General features: G+C 59.2%; 16 protein-coding genes and 1 pseudogene. 10 read left to right on the top strand and 7 right to left on the bottom strand.

Annotation, left to right across the window (positions count from 1 at the left end; all coding sequences use genetic code 11):
- Positions 1–62: 62 nt before the first annotated feature.
- The 3 genes from ACM110_RS12240 to ACM110_RS12230 are packed head-to-tail and all read right to left on the bottom strand — an operon-like array spanning position 63 to position 3549.
- Positions 63–1082, bottom strand: coding sequence for a DUF4917 family protein (locus ACM110_RS12240; RefSeq protein WP_416127968.1), 1020 nt, complete (start codon positions 1080–1082; stop codon positions 63–65).
- A gap of 48 nt (positions 1083–1130) precedes the next feature.
- Positions 1131–2297, bottom strand: coding sequence for an MFS transporter (locus ACM110_RS12235; RefSeq protein ID WP_416127967.1), 1167 nt, complete (start codon positions 2295–2297; stop codon positions 1131–1133).
- 16 nt (positions 2298–2313) lie between these two features.
- Complete coding sequence (locus ACM110_RS12230; protein ID WP_416127966.1) at positions 2314–3549, bottom strand: aminotransferase class I/II-fold pyridoxal phosphate-dependent enzyme; 1236 nt, start codon at positions 3547–3549, stop codon at positions 2314–2316.
- A 225-nt stretch (positions 3550–3774) separates the two neighbouring features.
- Between ACM110_RS12230 and ACM110_RS12225 the strand changes: the two genes are divergently transcribed.
- The 4 genes from ACM110_RS12225 to ACM110_RS12210 all read left to right on the top strand — a co-directional run bounded on the left by ACM110_RS12225 (position 3775) and on the right by ACM110_RS12210 (position 8492).
- Complete coding sequence (locus tag ACM110_RS12225) at positions 3775–4683, top strand: LysR family transcriptional regulator (RefSeq protein WP_416127965.1); 909 nt, start codon at positions 3775–3777, stop codon at positions 4681–4683.
- A gap of 183 nt (positions 4684–4866) precedes the next feature.
- Positions 4867–6060 (top strand): CaiB/BaiF CoA transferase family protein, encoded by a 1194-nt coding sequence (locus tag ACM110_RS12220; protein ID WP_416127964.1) that lies wholly within the window; start codon positions 4867–4869, stop codon positions 6058–6060.
- A complete protein-coding gene (locus ACM110_RS12215) occupies positions 6057–6983 on the top strand; it encodes a hydroxymethylglutaryl-CoA lyase (RefSeq protein WP_416127963.1) in 927 nt (308 codons plus the stop codon). Before ACM110_RS12220 ends, ACM110_RS12215 begins: the two co-directional genes overlap by 4 nt.
- 177 nt (positions 6984–7160) lie before the next feature.
- Positions 7161–8492, top strand: coding sequence for an MFS transporter (locus tag ACM110_RS12210; protein WP_416127962.1), 1332 nt, complete (start codon positions 7161–7163; stop codon positions 8490–8492).
- A gap of 78 nt (positions 8493–8570) precedes the next feature.
- Here the strand turns inward: ACM110_RS12210 and ACM110_RS12205 are convergent, their stop codons facing one another.
- Positions 8571–9059, bottom strand: a complete 489-nt coding sequence (locus tag ACM110_RS12205) for a DMT family transporter (protein WP_416127961.1) — start codon at positions 9057–9059, stop codon at positions 8571–8573.
- A 77-nt stretch (positions 9060–9136) separates the two neighbouring features.
- On the opposite strand from ACM110_RS12205, the gene ACM110_RS12200 reads away from it, so the two are divergent.
- From ACM110_RS12200 to ACM110_RS12180, 5 genes are all read left to right on the top strand, one after another.
- On the top strand, positions 9137–10045 hold the full coding sequence (locus tag ACM110_RS12200) for a LysR family transcriptional regulator (protein ID WP_416127960.1): 909 nt from the start codon (positions 9137–9139) through the stop codon (positions 10043–10045).
- Positions 10046–10132: 87 nt separating this feature from the next.
- Positions 10133–10771: a LysE family translocator gene (locus tag ACM110_RS12195; RefSeq protein ID WP_416127959.1), complete on the top strand. Its 639-nt coding sequence runs from the start codon at positions 10133–10135 to the stop codon at positions 10769–10771.
- Positions 10772–10862: 91 nt separating this feature from the next.
- Positions 10863–12209 (top strand): diguanylate cyclase domain-containing protein, encoded by a 1347-nt coding sequence (locus ACM110_RS12190; RefSeq protein ID WP_416127958.1) that lies wholly within the window; start codon positions 10863–10865, stop codon positions 12207–12209.
- Positions 12210–12327: 118 nt separating this feature from the next.
- Positions 12328–12483: a KGG domain-containing protein gene (locus ACM110_RS12185; RefSeq protein ID WP_416127957.1), complete on the top strand. Its 156-nt coding sequence runs from the start codon at positions 12328–12330 to the stop codon at positions 12481–12483.
- A 72-nt stretch (positions 12484–12555) separates the two neighbouring features.
- Positions 12556–13059, top strand: coding sequence for a DUF4142 domain-containing protein (locus tag ACM110_RS12180; RefSeq protein WP_416127956.1), 504 nt, complete (start codon positions 12556–12558; stop codon positions 13057–13059).
- 7 nt (positions 13060–13066) lie between these two features.
- On the opposite strand, the gene ACM110_RS12175 is transcribed toward ACM110_RS12180, so the two are convergent.
- Positions 13067–13477, bottom strand: coding sequence for a low affinity iron permease family protein (locus tag ACM110_RS12175; protein WP_416127955.1), 411 nt, complete (start codon positions 13475–13477; stop codon positions 13067–13069).
- Positions 13478–13630: 153 nt separating this feature from the next.
- Here ACM110_RS12175 and tam point away from each other — a divergent pair, with 153 nt between their 5' ends.
- Positions 13631–14401, top strand: coding sequence for a trans-aconitate 2-methyltransferase (gene tam, locus ACM110_RS12170; RefSeq protein WP_416127954.1), 771 nt, complete (start codon positions 13631–13633; stop codon positions 14399–14401).
- Positions 14402–14834: 433 nt separating this feature from the next.
- Here tam and ACM110_RS12165 read toward each other — a convergent pair.
- Both ACM110_RS12165 and ACM110_RS12160 read right to left on the bottom strand, forming a co-directional pair.
- A pseudogene (locus ACM110_RS12165) lies at positions 14835–15083 on the bottom strand (type II toxin-antitoxin system HicB family antitoxin); the annotation flags it as partial.
- A 76-nt stretch (positions 15084–15159) separates the two neighbouring features.
- On the bottom strand, positions 15160–15429 hold the full coding sequence (locus ACM110_RS12160) for a short-chain dehydrogenase (protein ID WP_416127953.1): 270 nt from the start codon (positions 15427–15429) through the stop codon (positions 15160–15162).
- Between the last annotated feature and the right edge of the window lie 401 nt (positions 15430–15830).

Below are 15830 nucleotides of genomic sequence, written 5' to 3'. Positions count from 1 at the left end.
TCGGCAGCTCCTACATGGATCGGTGTAGGAGCTGCCGAAGGCTGCGATCTTTTGATTTTGTTCTAAACCTCGACTGGAACCGTCAGCTTCGAACTACCCAAAGCATGCGTCTTCGAATCAAAAAACCGCAGCTCAACCCCGGTCCCCTCAAACACCTTCGCGTAATGCCGCTTCTGATGCTGGATGAACGCCTTGCTGCGCGGATAAATCGAGATCGCCACCACGGCCGGTTTCGCCAGACGCAAGGCATGGATGATGTGACTGTCCTGCTCACCCAGCGCATGCCCGAAAATGCACAAACCATCACCATGGCCGAGTAACTGCTGGTAGCAGAACGACAGGTAATCCGAACTGCGAATGGTCTTGAGCTTGTCCGCACTCGGCCCTTCGTTGACGAACAACGGCACGTCGTCGAGGGTCTTGATCGTGTTGTTGATGGCGAAATTACCGAGCAACGTGCCCTCGGTCGACATCAGCTTGCGCGCCGTGCCGTCCTGGTTGCGCACCAGGTGCAGGCCGCCGTGCAGGTACAGCAAACGGGTTTTATCGGTGGCGGTGGCGCTCAGGTCGAAGGCGGGTTCGGCACCCTGGAACAGATCGGTGATCGACTCGGGCTGGTGTTGCAACGCCCAGTAGTTAAGCAAGTCGTAATTGGTGGTAAACACCGTGCGATAGCTGGCCAACTCCTGATTGATCGTCGCCAGCGTCGAAGGCACGACCAACCGCCAGGGGATGTGCACCGCATGCACGGTATTGATTAGCGCTTCCTTGATCGCGTAGTAACGATTGCGCGGCGCGGCGGAACTGACGGCCAGGGCCTTGTTGACCCGGCTGGTGGTTTTCAGCGCGCTCAGCACTTGTTCGAAACTGCGGCTCTGCATCGCCTCGAACACACTCAGCTCCGAGGGGCTCAGCGGTTTTTCTTCAACGGTGCGGGCATTTTCGAACAGCGAGTCGTAGCCGAAATCGTCCCACACCGCGCGGCTGGCGCCGTTGCCCACCAGCAGGCCACCGAACGCGGCGCTCGTGCGCAGGGCGTTCCAGTCTTCAAGTTGGGCATCGACATCCTGGAAATCGGTCATTGCGTTGTTCGACTCACGGCAAAAAGGGGCTGATGGGCGGCGACTTTATCACGGTCGCGTGGGGAGCCTGGTCAGCATCACGCAGATCATCGCCGCCAAGGCCAGCAAGTTGCAGAACAGCGACAAGGGCCATGCCTGCGCACTGGCGATGAAACTCGCCATCGCCCCGATGGTGGCAGCCATCAGTTGATGGATGAAGCCGCTCAGCGCCATCGCATAGGCACCGCCGATCGGCGCGCCATCGTTGGCCAAAGACAGGCTGATGGGATAGTTGAGTGATTGCCCGAGCACGGCAAAGCAATAAGGCAACCAGAACAGAAGCGCTATGGAGGTGGCCGCTACGCTCCCCAGCAACATCACGGCGGTTCCGGCCAGCACCAGTCCGACACCTACGGTCATAAGCCAGAGTCGACCAGTGCGAAGTACCAGACCGTTGACCCCCAGCGCCCCCAGAAAGTACGCCGCGCTGATGGGCCATCCCAACAATCCGTACTCTACGGGTGACCAATAGAACGGTCCTTGCAGAATCACGGGTGCAGCGGTGTTGAAGGCAATGATTACTCCGTAGCCCAATCCCCCGGCCAGCGCCGGCAACAGAAAGTCCCGATGGCGAAGAATCTGCCAGTAGCTCGGCCAGGTGGATGACCGGGCATTTTCCTCCACGCGGGTCGCAAAAGTGATCCGCGCCACGACCACCGCCATCGCGAGACTGACGCCACCCAACCAGTAGAAAATTGCCGGCCAGCCCAACGCCACTTGAATGATCGACCCCAGGTACTGGCCGATACCCAGTGCCACAACAAAAGAAATGGATAGCCAGGACAACGCCTTGGCCAGCAGGTCACCGCTGAAGCTGTCGCGGATCAACACCCGGGCCATCACCGAAATGCCGCTGGCCCCGACTCCCTGAAGCAGGCGCAGGACCAGAAAAGACTCCAGTGTCGAGCCCAGGGGCAAAGCGAGATTTCCCAGACCGTAAATAACCAGTGCCGCCAGCAACACCGGTTTGCGGCCGATACGCTGGGCCAGGCTGCCCCAGAACAGCATCGGCAGGGCCATGCCGATCAGGTACACCGCCAACCCCCATGAAACCAGCGAAGCGTCGACAGTCAGTTCACGTGCAATGTCGGGCAATGCCGGCAGGTAAATGCTCATGCCCAATTGAGCGAGAAACACTGTGCTACAGGTGACGAGGAGGGTGGTGGTGCTCTTCATTGAATCGTCCTTGGGATCAGCGGCAGACATCCCGACCATGAGCCTGCAGCAGCTCGGCGATGAGTCCACAAAAATGGCGAATCAGCATGGGCTCCATATCGGCCCGCAAGGTGATTCTGATGGCGGCGTTACCTTGCGCAACCACCGGAAAGAAAACAGCCGAGGTAAAGAAACCGAGATCGGCCAGTTTAATGGCAATACGGTTCGCCAACGTCGCTTGCCCGCAGGGAACCAACCGAATGGCCATGTTGCTTTGGTGCTGGTCGGTTTGTATGAGGCTGTCAAAGAGCTGGATGTTGGCCTGAAGCTTTTCCTGCAACGCGATAAATTCTTGCGTGCGATGCAAGACGATAGAGGCTCTGCCCGCGCCAATGGCCGCACTGTTCAGACTTTGTGACCAATTGCTTGGGCCGCCGTAGCGCTGAATCAGCTTCTTTTGCCGCTCACTGCCCAGCATGACTACACCACCGCTGGCGCCAAAAGATTTCGCCAACGATGCAACGATCAGGCAATTATCATCCAGCGAGTGAAGCCTGGGACGTACCAGACCAACGCCGAATTTTCCTATGGCGGACAGAGCGTGGGAATCGTCCATGTAGAGAAACAGCCCGTAGCGGTTCTTCAAATACAAAAGACTGTCCAGGTCCGCGACGCCCCCCATGCTGTAGGCGCCATCGGCGATGTACGCAACTGTCGGGTGTTGTCGGCATTGCTTCTCCAGAAAATCCATGTCGTTGTGCGGGCAGGTCACAACCTTGGTTTCATCGGCACAAGCGGCCTTGAGATGGTTCATCGAGTAATGCGCCATCCGGTCAAAGACCATCACGGGCGGACGATTCTGCGTGAACACGCCACTGGCCAGCAACGGTAGCAGTCCGGCGCTCGCTGCACTGCACGACAAGGTGCTCAGGCAATGGGCGCCGAACAATGCCGAGAGCTCGGCTTCGTAATGTTCGAGAACCGCCAGCTTGCAACGATTCTTTGAGTTGGCGACTCGCAAAGTGCCGGTTTCCCATAGCGTGGTCATGGCCCCTTGAAGCAGGGCAGGGTGATGATCCAGACCCAGATAGGACGTGGTACAGAAGTGATGGAACGCACGTCCGTATTGGTCAACCATTCGGTTCGCGCTCTTGATCTCGACATTGAGCCCGGCGATCTTTCCGGCTTCGGCGGTTTCCCAGTCATGATCTGCCAGCGAGATCAGTTTTCGATAGTTGGTGAAGGTATTTGCCGCAAATGCTGTCTGGTCCATTGGGATGAATCCGTCCTTGAGTGATGTAACTGTCCGTGTGTATTTCCAGACTTTACGTGGCGCGTGCAGGACTTTGAATCGGCTGATTCCGGTACGCTTGAGTGTTACGAGAGATTTACGTGTAGGGCGTTGCCTTGTGATGTTGTGGTCCATTTGCTTTGGCAGCCCAGGCCTGAATAGGGCTATCCTGCCGACTCAGATGAACGCCAAGCCCTCGAGCCCCCCATGCTGCAAAAAAGCCTGATCCGCCGCCTCGACCTGATCACCCTGCAACTGTTTGTCGCCGTCCACGAAGAGGGCACCCTGACCCGTGCAGCCGCGCGCGAAGCGATCGCCGTGTCGGCGGCGAGCAAGCGCTTGATGGAATTGGAGGAAGCGCTGGGCATCAGCCTGTTCGTGCGTCAGGCGAAGGGCATGACGCTGACGCCGGCCGGCGAAACCCTGTTGCACCATGCGCGGCAGATGTTGTTCAACGTCGAGAAAATGGGCCTGGAGTTGGGCGAGCACAGCCACGGCGTGCGCGGTTATGTGCGGATGCTCGCCAACCTGTCAGCGATCATTCAGTTCTTGCCCGAAGACTTGCGGGACTTTTCCGAGCGTCATCCGCAGGTCAAGACTGACCTCGAAGAACGGCCCAGCGCCGGGGTGATTCAGGGGGTTCTGGATGGCGTGGCGGATCTCGGGATCTGCTCCATCGACAGCGACATCAAAGGCCTGCGCAGCGTGTTGTACCGTCAGGACAAACTGGTGGTGTTGATGCCGCCGCATCATCCACTGGCCGGCCATTCGAGCGTGGCCTTCGCCGATACGCTGGCCAGTGATTACGTCGGCCTGCACGCCGCCAGTTCGATCAACATGCGCACTCACGCGGCGGCGCGTGAGGCCGGCAAAGTGCTGCGGGTACGCATTCATGTGCCGGGGTTCGACGCCATGTGCCGCATGGTCCAGGCCAATATGGGCATCGGCGTTCTGCCGCAGCGGGCATATGAATTGTTTGGTCGAGCGCTGGGACTGACGGCGGTGCCGTTGACCGACGACTGGTCGGATCGCGCCTTGATTGTGGTCGTGCGCGATGAGGCCTTGCTGTCGCCGGTGAGCCGGATGTTGTTTGAGCATTTGCGTGGACCAGCCTGAAGATCCCGGTTGGTAGCATTGGCTCCATCGCGGGCAAGCCCGCGATGGCGGCCTGGAGGTCACGATAATTTCCGCAGGCGTTCGCATTTCGCGAACGCCCGTTGCCAACTGAAGGTTGGATTCCTTTGCCCCCGGTCCTCTAGCCTTGGCATCAATTCCAAGAACAACTAGAGGTACCCCGCGATGACTGCCCCCCTGAGTGCAATCAAAGTGATCGAGATCGGCACGCTGATCGCCGCGCCATTCGCCGCGCGCATGCTCGCCGAGTTCGGCGCCGAAGTGATCAAGATCGAAGCCATGGGCCAAGGCGATCCCTTGCGCAAATGGCGCAAGCTGCACGAAGGCACTTCGCTGTGGTGGTACCTGCAATCGCGCAACAAGAAATCCCTGGCACTGAATCTGAAATCCCCTGAAGGCATCGAACTGGTCAAGCAACTGGCGACCAGCGCCGACGTGTTGATCGAAAACCTGCGCCCCGGCGCCCTGGAGAAACTTGGCCTCGGCTGGGACGTGCTGCATGCCCTCAACCCCAACCTGACGCTGGTGCGGATCTCCGGTTACGGCCAGACCGGCCCGTACCGTGATCGTCCGGGTTTCGGCGCCATCGGCGAGGCCATGGGCGGGATTCGCTACACCACCGGCACCCCCGGTTCGCCACCGGCACGGGTGGGTGTCAGCCTCGGCGATTCGCTGGCGTCGTTGCACGCAGTGATCGGCGCGCTGATGTCGCTGCTGCGGGTCAAGACCGGGCAGGGCGGTGGGCAGATTGTCGATGTGTCGCTGGCCGAAAGCGTGTTCAACGTCATGGAAAGCCTGGTGCCCGAGTACGACATGCTCGGCCATGTGCGTGAGCGCAGCTGCGGGGCCTTGCCGGGCATCGCGCCGTCCAACACTTACCTCACGGCGGATGGCGCCTACGTGGTGATCGCCGGCAACAGCGACCCGATCTACAAGCGCCTGATGGAAACAATCGGCCGCCGCGATCTGGCCGACGCGCCTGAGTTCGCCCATAACGACGGGCGTGCAGCCAAGAGCGGACTGCTCGACGCGGCCATCACCCACTGGACCAGCAGCCTGCCAATCGACGACGTTCTGGCCGCTCTGGAAGCCGCCGAAGTCCCGGCCGGGCGCATCTATTCGGTGGCCGACATCGTCGCCGATCCGCACTATCAAGCGCGGGACATGCTGCTCAACGCCGAGCTGCCGGGCGGTGCCACAGTGAAGATGCCGGGCATCGTGCCGAAACTCTCGGAAACCCCCGGCGGCGTGAACTGGTCCGGTCCCGGTTTGGGCCAGCACACCGACAGTGTTCTCGCGCAATTGGGCCTGACCGCAGCAGACATCGAACGCCTGAAAGTTGAAGGAGTGGTGCAATGATCGCTGATTATTCCGGGCGCCTGATCGTTCAGGAAGTCTCCCCGCGCGACGGCTTGCAGATCGAGCCGACCTGGGTTGAAACCGTCGACAAAATCGCCCTGATCGATCAACTGTCGCTGGCGGGTTTCGGCCGCATCGAAGCCGGTTCATTCGTATCGCCAAAAGCCATTCCGGCATTGCGCGATGGCGAGTTGGTGTTCAAGGGCATCACCCGGCAACCGGGAGTGATCTATGTTGCGTTGATCCCCAACCTCAAGGGCGCGCAACGGGCGTTGGCGTGCAGTGCCGATGAACTGAACCTGGTGATGTCCGCCAGCCAGACGCACAACCTGGCGAACATGCGCATGCGCTGCGAAGATTCGCTGGCCGCTTTTGGCGATATCGTGCATTTCGTGCACGGCTCCAAGGTGCGACTCAACGCCAGCATCGCCACCACGTTCGGCTGCCCGTTCGAAGGCAAGATCGATGAGGACCGCGTGTTGAAAATCGTCGAGGCCTATCAGGAACTCGGCATCCAGGGCATCACCCTGGCCGACACCACCGGCATGGCCAATCCGCGTCAGGTTGATCGGTTAGTCCGACGTGTTTTACAGCGGGTATCACCAGCGGATTTGACCCTGCATTTCCACAACACCCGAGGTCTTGGCCTGTGCAATGTACTGGCGGCCTACGAGGCTGGCGCACGGCGTTTCGACGCGGCACTGGGCGGGCTCGGCGGTTGTCCGTTTGCGCCGGGTGCGTCGGGCAACATCTGCACTGAAGACCTGGTGAACCTGTGCGATGAAGTCGGCATTCCAACCGGTATCGACTTGCCGTTGTTGCTCAAGTTATCCCGAAAATTGCCGGCGCTGCTGGGGCACGAAGTGCCCGGTCAACTGGCCAAGGCCGGACGCAATTGCGACCTGCACCCCGTGCCTTCCTGACCCACCACATTCCCCTGTAGGAGCCGAGCTTGCTCGCGATGACGGCATCACATTCGACTCAGATGGCGACTGATGCACCGCTATCGCGAGCAAGCTCGGCTCCTACAGAAAATCGCCTCTAAACCAGACAACAAAAACAATCGGACACCCCAAGGGAAGTCCGCCTGGAGAACCACAATGAGCCTCAATGCACTGGAGGCCGGCGCGAGCCCGGCCGTTAGCCACGATGAAGAAAAAGCCCTGGTCAGCAAGGTCGCCTGGCGCCTGATGCCGCTGATCATGGTCTGCTACCTGTTCGCGTTTTTTGATCGCATCAACATCAGCTTCGCCAAGTTCCAGTTGCAGACCGACCTGAGCCTGAGCGACACCGCGTACGGCCTTGGCGCCGGGTTGTTCGTGGTCGGTTACGTGATTTTCGAAGTGCCGAGCAACATGATGCTGTACAAGGTCGGCGCTCGTCGCTGGATCGCCCGGATCATGATGTCCTGGGGCCTTGCGACCGCACTGATGGTCTTCGTCAACAGCGAATGGCAGTTCTACACCCTGCGTTTCGTGATCGGTGCGATGGAAGCCGGTTTCGCCCCCGGCGTGCTGTATTACCTGACGCTGTGGTTCCCGCAGCACTATCGCGGCCGCATCACCTCGATGCTGTTTCTGTCCTCGGCCTTCGCCGGTCTGGTCGGCGCGCCGTTCTCCGGTCTGGTGCTGCAACACCTCGACGGTTTCATGGACATGCGCGGTTGGCACTGGTTGTTCCTGCTCGGCGGTGTGCCGTGCATCGGCCTCGGTTTGCTGGTGCTGACCTTGCTCAAGGACCGCATCGAAGACGCCCATTGGCTGACGCCGTCAGAGAAGACGCTGCTGGCCAGCCGCATCGCTCACCATGAACCACACAAGAGTGGCGGCTCGCTGCTCGCGGCGCTGCGGATTCCGGGCTTCCTGACCCTCGGCTTGATCTACTTCCTGATTCAGGTGGCGTCCTACGGCTTGAACTTCTGGGCGCCGCAACTGATTCGCAGCGCTGGGACCGAGAGCCCGGTGATGATCGGTCTGCTGACTGCCATTCCGTACATCTGCGGCGCGATCAGCATGGTGGTGATCGGGCGCTTGTCCGATGCTTCCGGCGAACGCCGCAAGTTTGTCGCCGGACTGGTCGCGGTGGGGGCCATCGGCTTCTTCTGCGCGGGGATTTTCGCTAACCACACGACGTTCCTGATTGTCGCGCTGGGCCTGCTCGGCGCCGGGATCATCGCCTCCATCCCGAGCTTCTGGACACTGCCGCCGAAACTGCTGGCCGGTGCCGGCGCGGGGGCTGCGGGCGGGATTGCGGTGATCAACACCCTGGGCCAGTTCGGCGGCATCGTCAGCCCGGTCATGGTTGGCCGGATCAAGGACCTGACCGGCAGCACAACTCCGGCGCTGTATGTCATTGGTGTCTGTGCGCTGATCGCCGTGGCATTGCTGATGTGGGGACTGCCGCAGAAGCTGCGTACCCTCGACAAGTTTTAAAAGATCGCAGCCTTCGGCAGCTCCTACGCGGACCACGCATCCCTGTAGGAGCTGCCGGAGGCTGCGATCTTTTGATCTTCAAGAAGTCGCTACCACTGCTTTCCCCGCCGCCCCACCAAACTGAATCAACACCACCCCGCCAATCAACAACACCGCTCCAAACACCTTGGGCAATGTCACCTGCCGCTCCACCAATCCAAACCAGCCAAAGTGATCGAGCAACAGCGACGCTACCACTTGTCCCGCCAACGCCAAAGCCATGAACCCCGATGCGCCGAGCTTGGGCAACAACACCAGCGCCAGCGAAATAAAACACACACCAAACGCGCCACCCGCCCACATCCACAACGGCGCCTTACTGATAAACGCCAGCGAAGGCAGCGGCAAACGCAGCGCCAGCATGATTGGCAACAACACCAGAATACTCACCACCAATGATGCCAATGTTGCCCACAACGGATGACCCAAGCCGCGCCCGAGATTGACGTTGATTGCACTCTGAAACGGCACCACGGCCCCGGCGAACGCGGCCAGCAGCAACAGGCCGGCCCAATGCAACGTACTCATGTTCATTCTCCAACAGGTTTTGCTGGACTCTAGAGTATTCGTCGCGCAGATTTAAATTCCGTTTTGCTATACAGAGCATGCATCAGATGAATGATCTGCGCCGCATCGACCTCAACCTGCTGGTGATCCTCGACGCCTTGCTCAGCGAGCAGCACGTCACCCGTGCCGCCGAACGTTTGCACCTGAGTCAACCGGCGGTCAGCCATGCGTTGGCGCGATTGCGCGATTTGCTGGGTGATCCGCTGCTGGTGCGCGCCGGTGCCAGCCTTGTGCCGACGTCGCGAGCGCTGGAACTGATGGCGCCGCTGGCCGAAGCCCTGGCCCAGGTGCAATCGCTGTTGGCACCGAACGCTTTCGATCCGGCCACCGCCAAACGCACCTTTCGCCTGGCCATGTCCGACTACGGCGCCGCCATGGTCTTGCCGGGACTGATCCGCACGCTGCGTCGCGAAGCCCCCGGCATCGACCTGCAAATCAGCCACGCCAGCCGCGAAGGCATGCTCGACGGCGTACTCAACGGTGATATCGATATCGCCGCCGCCGTATTTCCAGAAATCCCCAACGAATTACGCAGCACCTCACTGTTCGAAGAGCACTATGCCTGCCTTGTGGATCGCAGCAGCCTGCCCGCAAACGGCGTCCTCGATCTGCCGACTTATCTGAGTCGCCCCCATGTCCTGCTGGAAATGCGCGGCAGCGGCACCCCGGAAATCGAGCGTGCCCTGACCAGCCTCCGTGAACGCCGCCGCGTCGCCGTCAGCCTGCCGCACTGGCGCGTAGCCCCGGAGTTCATCAGCGGCACCGACCTGATCCTCACTGTCGCCTCCCGCGCATTGCGCGACATCGACACGTCAACGTTGGTCGTCGTGCCGCCGCCGTTTGAGATTCCGCCGTTTACCTTTGTTTTGGTGTGGCACAAGCGGCGGGGCGGGGATCAGGCGTTGAATTGGTTGAATGAGCGGATTACCGAAGGGATCAAAGGCTGATGAAGTTCTTCGACGATCAGTCAGTCGGCAACCAAAGACCTGATATAGACTGGCGACCATTCACCAAACAGTTCAAAAGGACTTCCCATGACCCCCTCGCTGCTGATGGCCGTGCTTGCTTCGGGATTCATTTATGGCATCACCCCGGGACCGGGCGTGCTGGCTGTGTTTGGCATTGGTGCGGCGCATGGGCGACGGGCGGGGGCGGGGTTTCTTTGTGGGCATTTGCTCGGCGATGTGATCTGGTGCAGCACTGCGCTGGTGGCGATTGTCGGCGCGCGGGAAATCGGCAGCACCGCGTTTGACGTGCTTGGCGTGCTGAGCGGGCTCTATCTGTTCTGGCTCGGCTGGCGTGCGGTGCGGGCGCGTCGCAACGCTGCCGAGGCGCCGCAAGGCCCGGCGCGTCAGCCGTTCTGGCATGGCATTCTGTTCGGCTTGACCAATCCCAAGGCGTACCCGGTGGCCGTGGCCACGTTCACGGCATTGTTGTCGAGCCGCGCCGAGTTGCTGACCTGGTCGATGCTGCCATGGCTGATCTTCCTGAGCTTCGTCGGTGGCCTTTTCGCCTACGCTATCCTCATCGGCATTGTCGGGGCGCGCCGGGTGCGCACCTTGTACCAACGCCACGAACTGGCGATTACCCGGTTGTGCGGGGTGATGTTCATCGGTTTCGCCATCAATGCTTTGGCCCATGCACTGCCGGGGCTGGTGACGAACAAGGCTTGAAGCTGATCGCAGGGTTGCATCAGTTGCACACGTGTTATTGGTCAGGGATGGTTTTTTGTTTGCAGCATTGTTCGGACATTCGCTCGGCACCATGACCACCAGAAATTCCGCTCCCTTGGCGAGCTACATCGACCTCTTGCTGGACGCCGTTTGCGCGGTCGACAAACAAGGTCGCTTCGTTTTTGTCAGCGCAGCCTGTGAGCGCATTTTCGGCTACAGCCCTGACGAATTGATCGGCCAGCAAATGATCGATCTGGTGCACCCGGCCGATCGCCAGCGCACCCTTGATGCTGCACGCGAAATCATGGGCGGCGATCCCAAACTCAATTTCGAGAACCGCTACCTGCGCAAGGATGGCCAGGTGGTGCACATCCTCTGGTCTGCGCGCTGGTCGGAAGTCGATCAACTGCGCATCGCCGTCGCCCGCGACATCACCGAGCGCAAGCAGGCCGAGTCCCGGCAAGCGGCGTTGTATGCGATTTCCGAAGCGGCGCATGCGGCGGAGGATTTGCTGGCGCTGTTCAAGCGCATTCACTTGATCATCGGCGAGTGGTTGCCGGCACTTAATTTTTCCGTGGCGCTGTATGACGAACATTGCGCGCAGCTGAATTTCCCCTATCACGTCGACGACCACGAATCAGAACCCGAACAGCCCGGCACCATCACCGGGCGGCTGTGCGCCGAGGTCATCCGTACCGGCCTGCCGATCCTGCTGACCCCGGACCAGGAAAATCCACCCGAGGGCTTCGAGGTTCTGGTGACCGGGCAGAACTCGCCTTGCTGGCTGGGCGTGCCACTGAATTCGCAGAACGGCACCATCGGCGCACTGATCGTCAAAAGCATTCCCGGCGGCGAGCGCTACACCGAGCAGGATAAAGAGCTGTTGCAGTACGTCTGCGCCCAGGTCGCGACGGCGATTGAGCGCAAGCAATTGCATGCGCGGCTGCAACGTATGGCCCAGTACGATCAATTGACCCAACTGCCCAATCGCGAATTGTTGCGTGACCGGCTGAAGCTATCAATCGAGGCGGCCCGCGCGGATTGCGGACGCATGGCGTTGTTGTATGTCGATCTCGACCGCTTCAAGCAAGTCAACGACACACACGGCCATGCGGTCGGCGATATGTTGCTGCAAACCGTAGCCAATCGTCTCAAGGGCTGCGTGCGCGAAACCGACACCGTGGCGCGTATTGGCGGTGACGAGTTTGTGGTGTTGTTGCACAGCATCCACGCCTCGGGCGATGCCGACTGCGTGGCCGGCAAAATCCGCCAGGTGCTGGCCGCACCGCTGCGCCTGGACGGACACAGCCTGCATATCCAGCCAAGCATCGGCGTGGCTCAATACCCCGAACACGGCACGGAAGAAAAGCAGCTATTCCGTCACGCCGATGAAGCGATGTACACCGCCAAGCGCGAACATCACCTGCGGCTCGTCTGAAAAAAATCGCCACCGTTCGTCGTGGCGATTTCAGGTTTTCTAAACCTTTTGGTGCGCGAAAATTCAGATTCTATGCGGGCTCAAGCTCGCCGCGATCATTACCAAGAGGTAGAGAATCATGCCTAACTCAAGAAACTCGAACTCGGGAAACTTCGCCAACGATCGAACGAAGGCGTCTGAAGCCGGTCGCAAAGGTGGGAAAACCACCACCACGACTGTCGATAAAGAGCCTAAACCCGATATAGGCCGCAAGCCCGCACAGAAATCGAAGTAATGGATGAAGGTAGTTTTGATTGAGAAGCGGGGGCGAAAGCTCCCGTTTGAATTTGAAGAGGAGGGCGCGACCATGAACCGCATGGCCACCCGATTACGCAACAGCGGTTTTGCCGTGTTACTGGGCCTGATTGCCAACAGTGCCTTCGCTCAGACACCCACCGAATTCATCAACGATGCCTCGGCCAAAGGGGTGGCCGAAATCGAAGCCAGCCGCTTGGCGCATCAGAAGTCCGAATCCAAAGAGGTCAAGGATTACACCATCGTCGTGATCAACGACCGCACCACCGCCAACCAGCACCTGGCGAAAATCGCCAAGCAACTGGATCTGCCGGTGGCGCCGCGAGAGGAAGTGGTGGAAAAAGCCAAGACCTTGATGCCAGAGGTTTTGGAAGGCACGACGTTTGACGAGGCCTACGCGGCGAGCCAAGTGAAAACCACTCAGGAAGCCATCGAGCAGCTTGAGCAAACGGCGCAAACCACCGACGTGCCGGAAATCAAAGCCTTCGCCGAAGAAACCCTGCCCAAACTGCAAAATCATCTGCAGATGGCCAGGGCGCTGCAGGCCAGTCGCTAGCCACTGATCAGCATTTATTCAGATCCTGCTTGCCATTTTCCTGGACGACGGTGCCGTCCAGGGAAACGGTCTGGCCCTCGCCAAGAGTTCGATACTGCTTTCTCAGCGCCTCCAGTTCCTTGAGGTCCAACGCCTCAAGCCCGAGCATCGCGTTCTGCGCTTCCTTGGTCACCCGCAACAACTCATCGACCTTCAAATGCAAAATGTCCGTGTCGCGGTTCTGCGTGTTCTGGATCAGGAACACCATCAGGAACGTGATGATCGTGGTCGAGGTGTTGATCACCAGTTGCCAGGTGTCGTTGTAACCAAAAAACGGCCCACTCACCGCCCACAAGAAAATCAGAATGATCGCCCCCATGAAGGTGGTGGGGCTGCCGGCCCACAGGGCGAGTTTCTGCGCGACTTTTGCGAATTTCATGGCCGTGTTCCTTATGAGAGGGCGCTTGAATTTCAGACAGTGGCGGCAAGGTGAAAATTCGATATGACTGAACAACCGGTTTTCTGAAACCTTTGATGATGTTCAACGCGGTATCGTAGCGACCCGAGGACAACACACCGACAGGAGAACGCAATGAGTTGGTCCGCCAAACAATACGTCGCTTTTGAAGATGAACGCACCCGTCCAGCCCGTGACCTGCTGGCGGCAATTCCCGCCGGGGATGTGCGCTCGGCCATCGACATCGGTTGTGGTCCGGGTAACTCCACCGAGTTGCTGGTGGAGCGTTTTTCCGGCGCTGCGGTCCGTGGCTTGGACAGTTCCACCGACATGATCGAGGCCGCGCGCAAGCGCTTGCCGAATGTGCAGTTTGATATCGCGGATATCGACACCTGGAACGACAGCGGTCCGTTCGATGTGATTTTCGCCAACGCGGTATTGCAGTGGGTGCCTGATCACGCCACGTTGCTGCCTGCGCTGGTGAACAAACTTGCGCCCGGTGGCAGCCTGGCAATTCAGATGCCGGACAATCTCAACGAACCTTCACATCGCTTGATGCGCGAAGTCGCCGCTGATGGACCGTGGGCAGGCAAACTGGCGGGCGCTGCTGGGCAGCGAACTGACATGGAAAGTGCCAGCGGCTACTACTCGATACTGAAAGCCTGCTGCACCCGCGTCGATGTGTGGCGCACCACTTACCATCATCCGCTGGCGGACGGTGCCTCGGGCGTAGTCGAGTGGTTCAAGGGCAGCGGTTTGCGACCGTTTCTCGAACCGCTGAATGAGGTGGAACGGGCGCAGTATCTGAAGCAGTATCAGGCGGCTATCGAAAAGGCTTATCCGGCGCTCAGCGATGGTTCGGTGCTGCTGCCGTTCCCACGTTTGTTTTTGGTGGCAACGCGCTGATGTGAAAAAGGGACAGATGACCTCGAGAGTCATCTGTCCCTTTTCTTGACCGCCCGAATCATTACGGCAGCTTGTTCTTTTTTGAGCGGCGGGCGCTCAAGTATTCAAATGCAAACGAGGCAAAGCCGAACAACCCGATCATTGAAATGATCATGATCCCCAACTCTGAACTGGCCATGTTGATCTCTTAGCGATAGGTGAGCCGGGAGAGTAAGTGATCTTTCTCCGGGCTCAACGCCTTGCTACTGCATCTTTACTGAGAAGCGAGGATCTATACGAAAACTATACGAGCGCCAGGGTGGCAGGGGCGTCTTCAGCGTTGAACCGCGACCAACATCATCGGCCGCTCCCGTTCTTCGGCAAGCGCCGCTTGTGCGGCGACGTTTTGGGTCATCAGTGGGAAGCTTCGGTTAATTCAATTTGTACGCATCTTTATGTCCACCAGCGCCCACACACAACCGGCATATTTTGGATTGGCCGCATGCAGCGCAACTTCGTTGGCTGATGGAATCGGGTCACCGTCTTCGAAGAGAATCTCGAAATGACCCTCAATGGCTTCGCGAGCCATGGCCATTACATTCCCCAGATCTTCGCCAGCAGAAAAACAACCAGGCACGTCGGGCACTTCTGCGCCCCACGCCTGTTCATCATCACCCTTTGAAATCGCAATCGGATAAAACATGTTCATCGTCCTCCATGGACTTCGCCCTTGGCGCTCTGAAACATAAAGGGCGCCTGGAAAGGCGCCCAATCAATCATCAAGCCTGCTCTGCATCCATGCGCCGAGCGATCACATCCAGCACATCGCAGCCGTCACGCAGAGGGATGCAGCACAACAATGCGAAGTCGCTGAGAATGACCGAGTCGGTGTTGATTTCACCACGCATCGCGAGGTTTTCGAGAACCTGCGTCACCGCACCGATTCGGTATCGGGCGCTGCTGAGCAATGAGTGCAACGGTTGGGTGGTGTTGACGTAAAACGAGGGGAGATCGTCGGCGTTGCTGGTTAAAGCCATGAACTCTTGCATGAGTGATTTCCGTGTAATTTTGAATTAACCACTCCATCGTCGCCAAACAAAGGGTGGCAGCTGTACGCGGGTTGGCGAACCGGGACACGGCAAAACCGGCAGATCCTAAGATCTCCCACGCACAGCTACCAAAAAACAGGCAGCACAGTGCGTTCAAAAGCGCACCGATTAACCACTCGGAAGCTTCTGCACCGTATCGTCGAGTCGCCAAACCCGACACGCCATTTGGGCGCGTTCGGACTATAGGGCTCATGACAAAGACACAGCAATGCGCAAGTGTACGGACATTTCCCAGACTATTGTAGGACGTTGCTTTTTCTATAAAACGGCTTCGTTTTCGCGCTCAAAGGTCGGGTGGTTCACGAAACCCCGGTCAAAAAAAACCGGCCACATGGGACCGG

The organism is Pseudomonas sp. NFX98, from assembly GCF_047784845.1.
Taxonomy (GTDB): domain Bacteria; phylum Pseudomonadota; class Gammaproteobacteria; order Pseudomonadales; family Pseudomonadaceae; genus Aquipseudomonas.
This window is presented reverse-complemented; position numbering and strand designations above follow the sequence as displayed.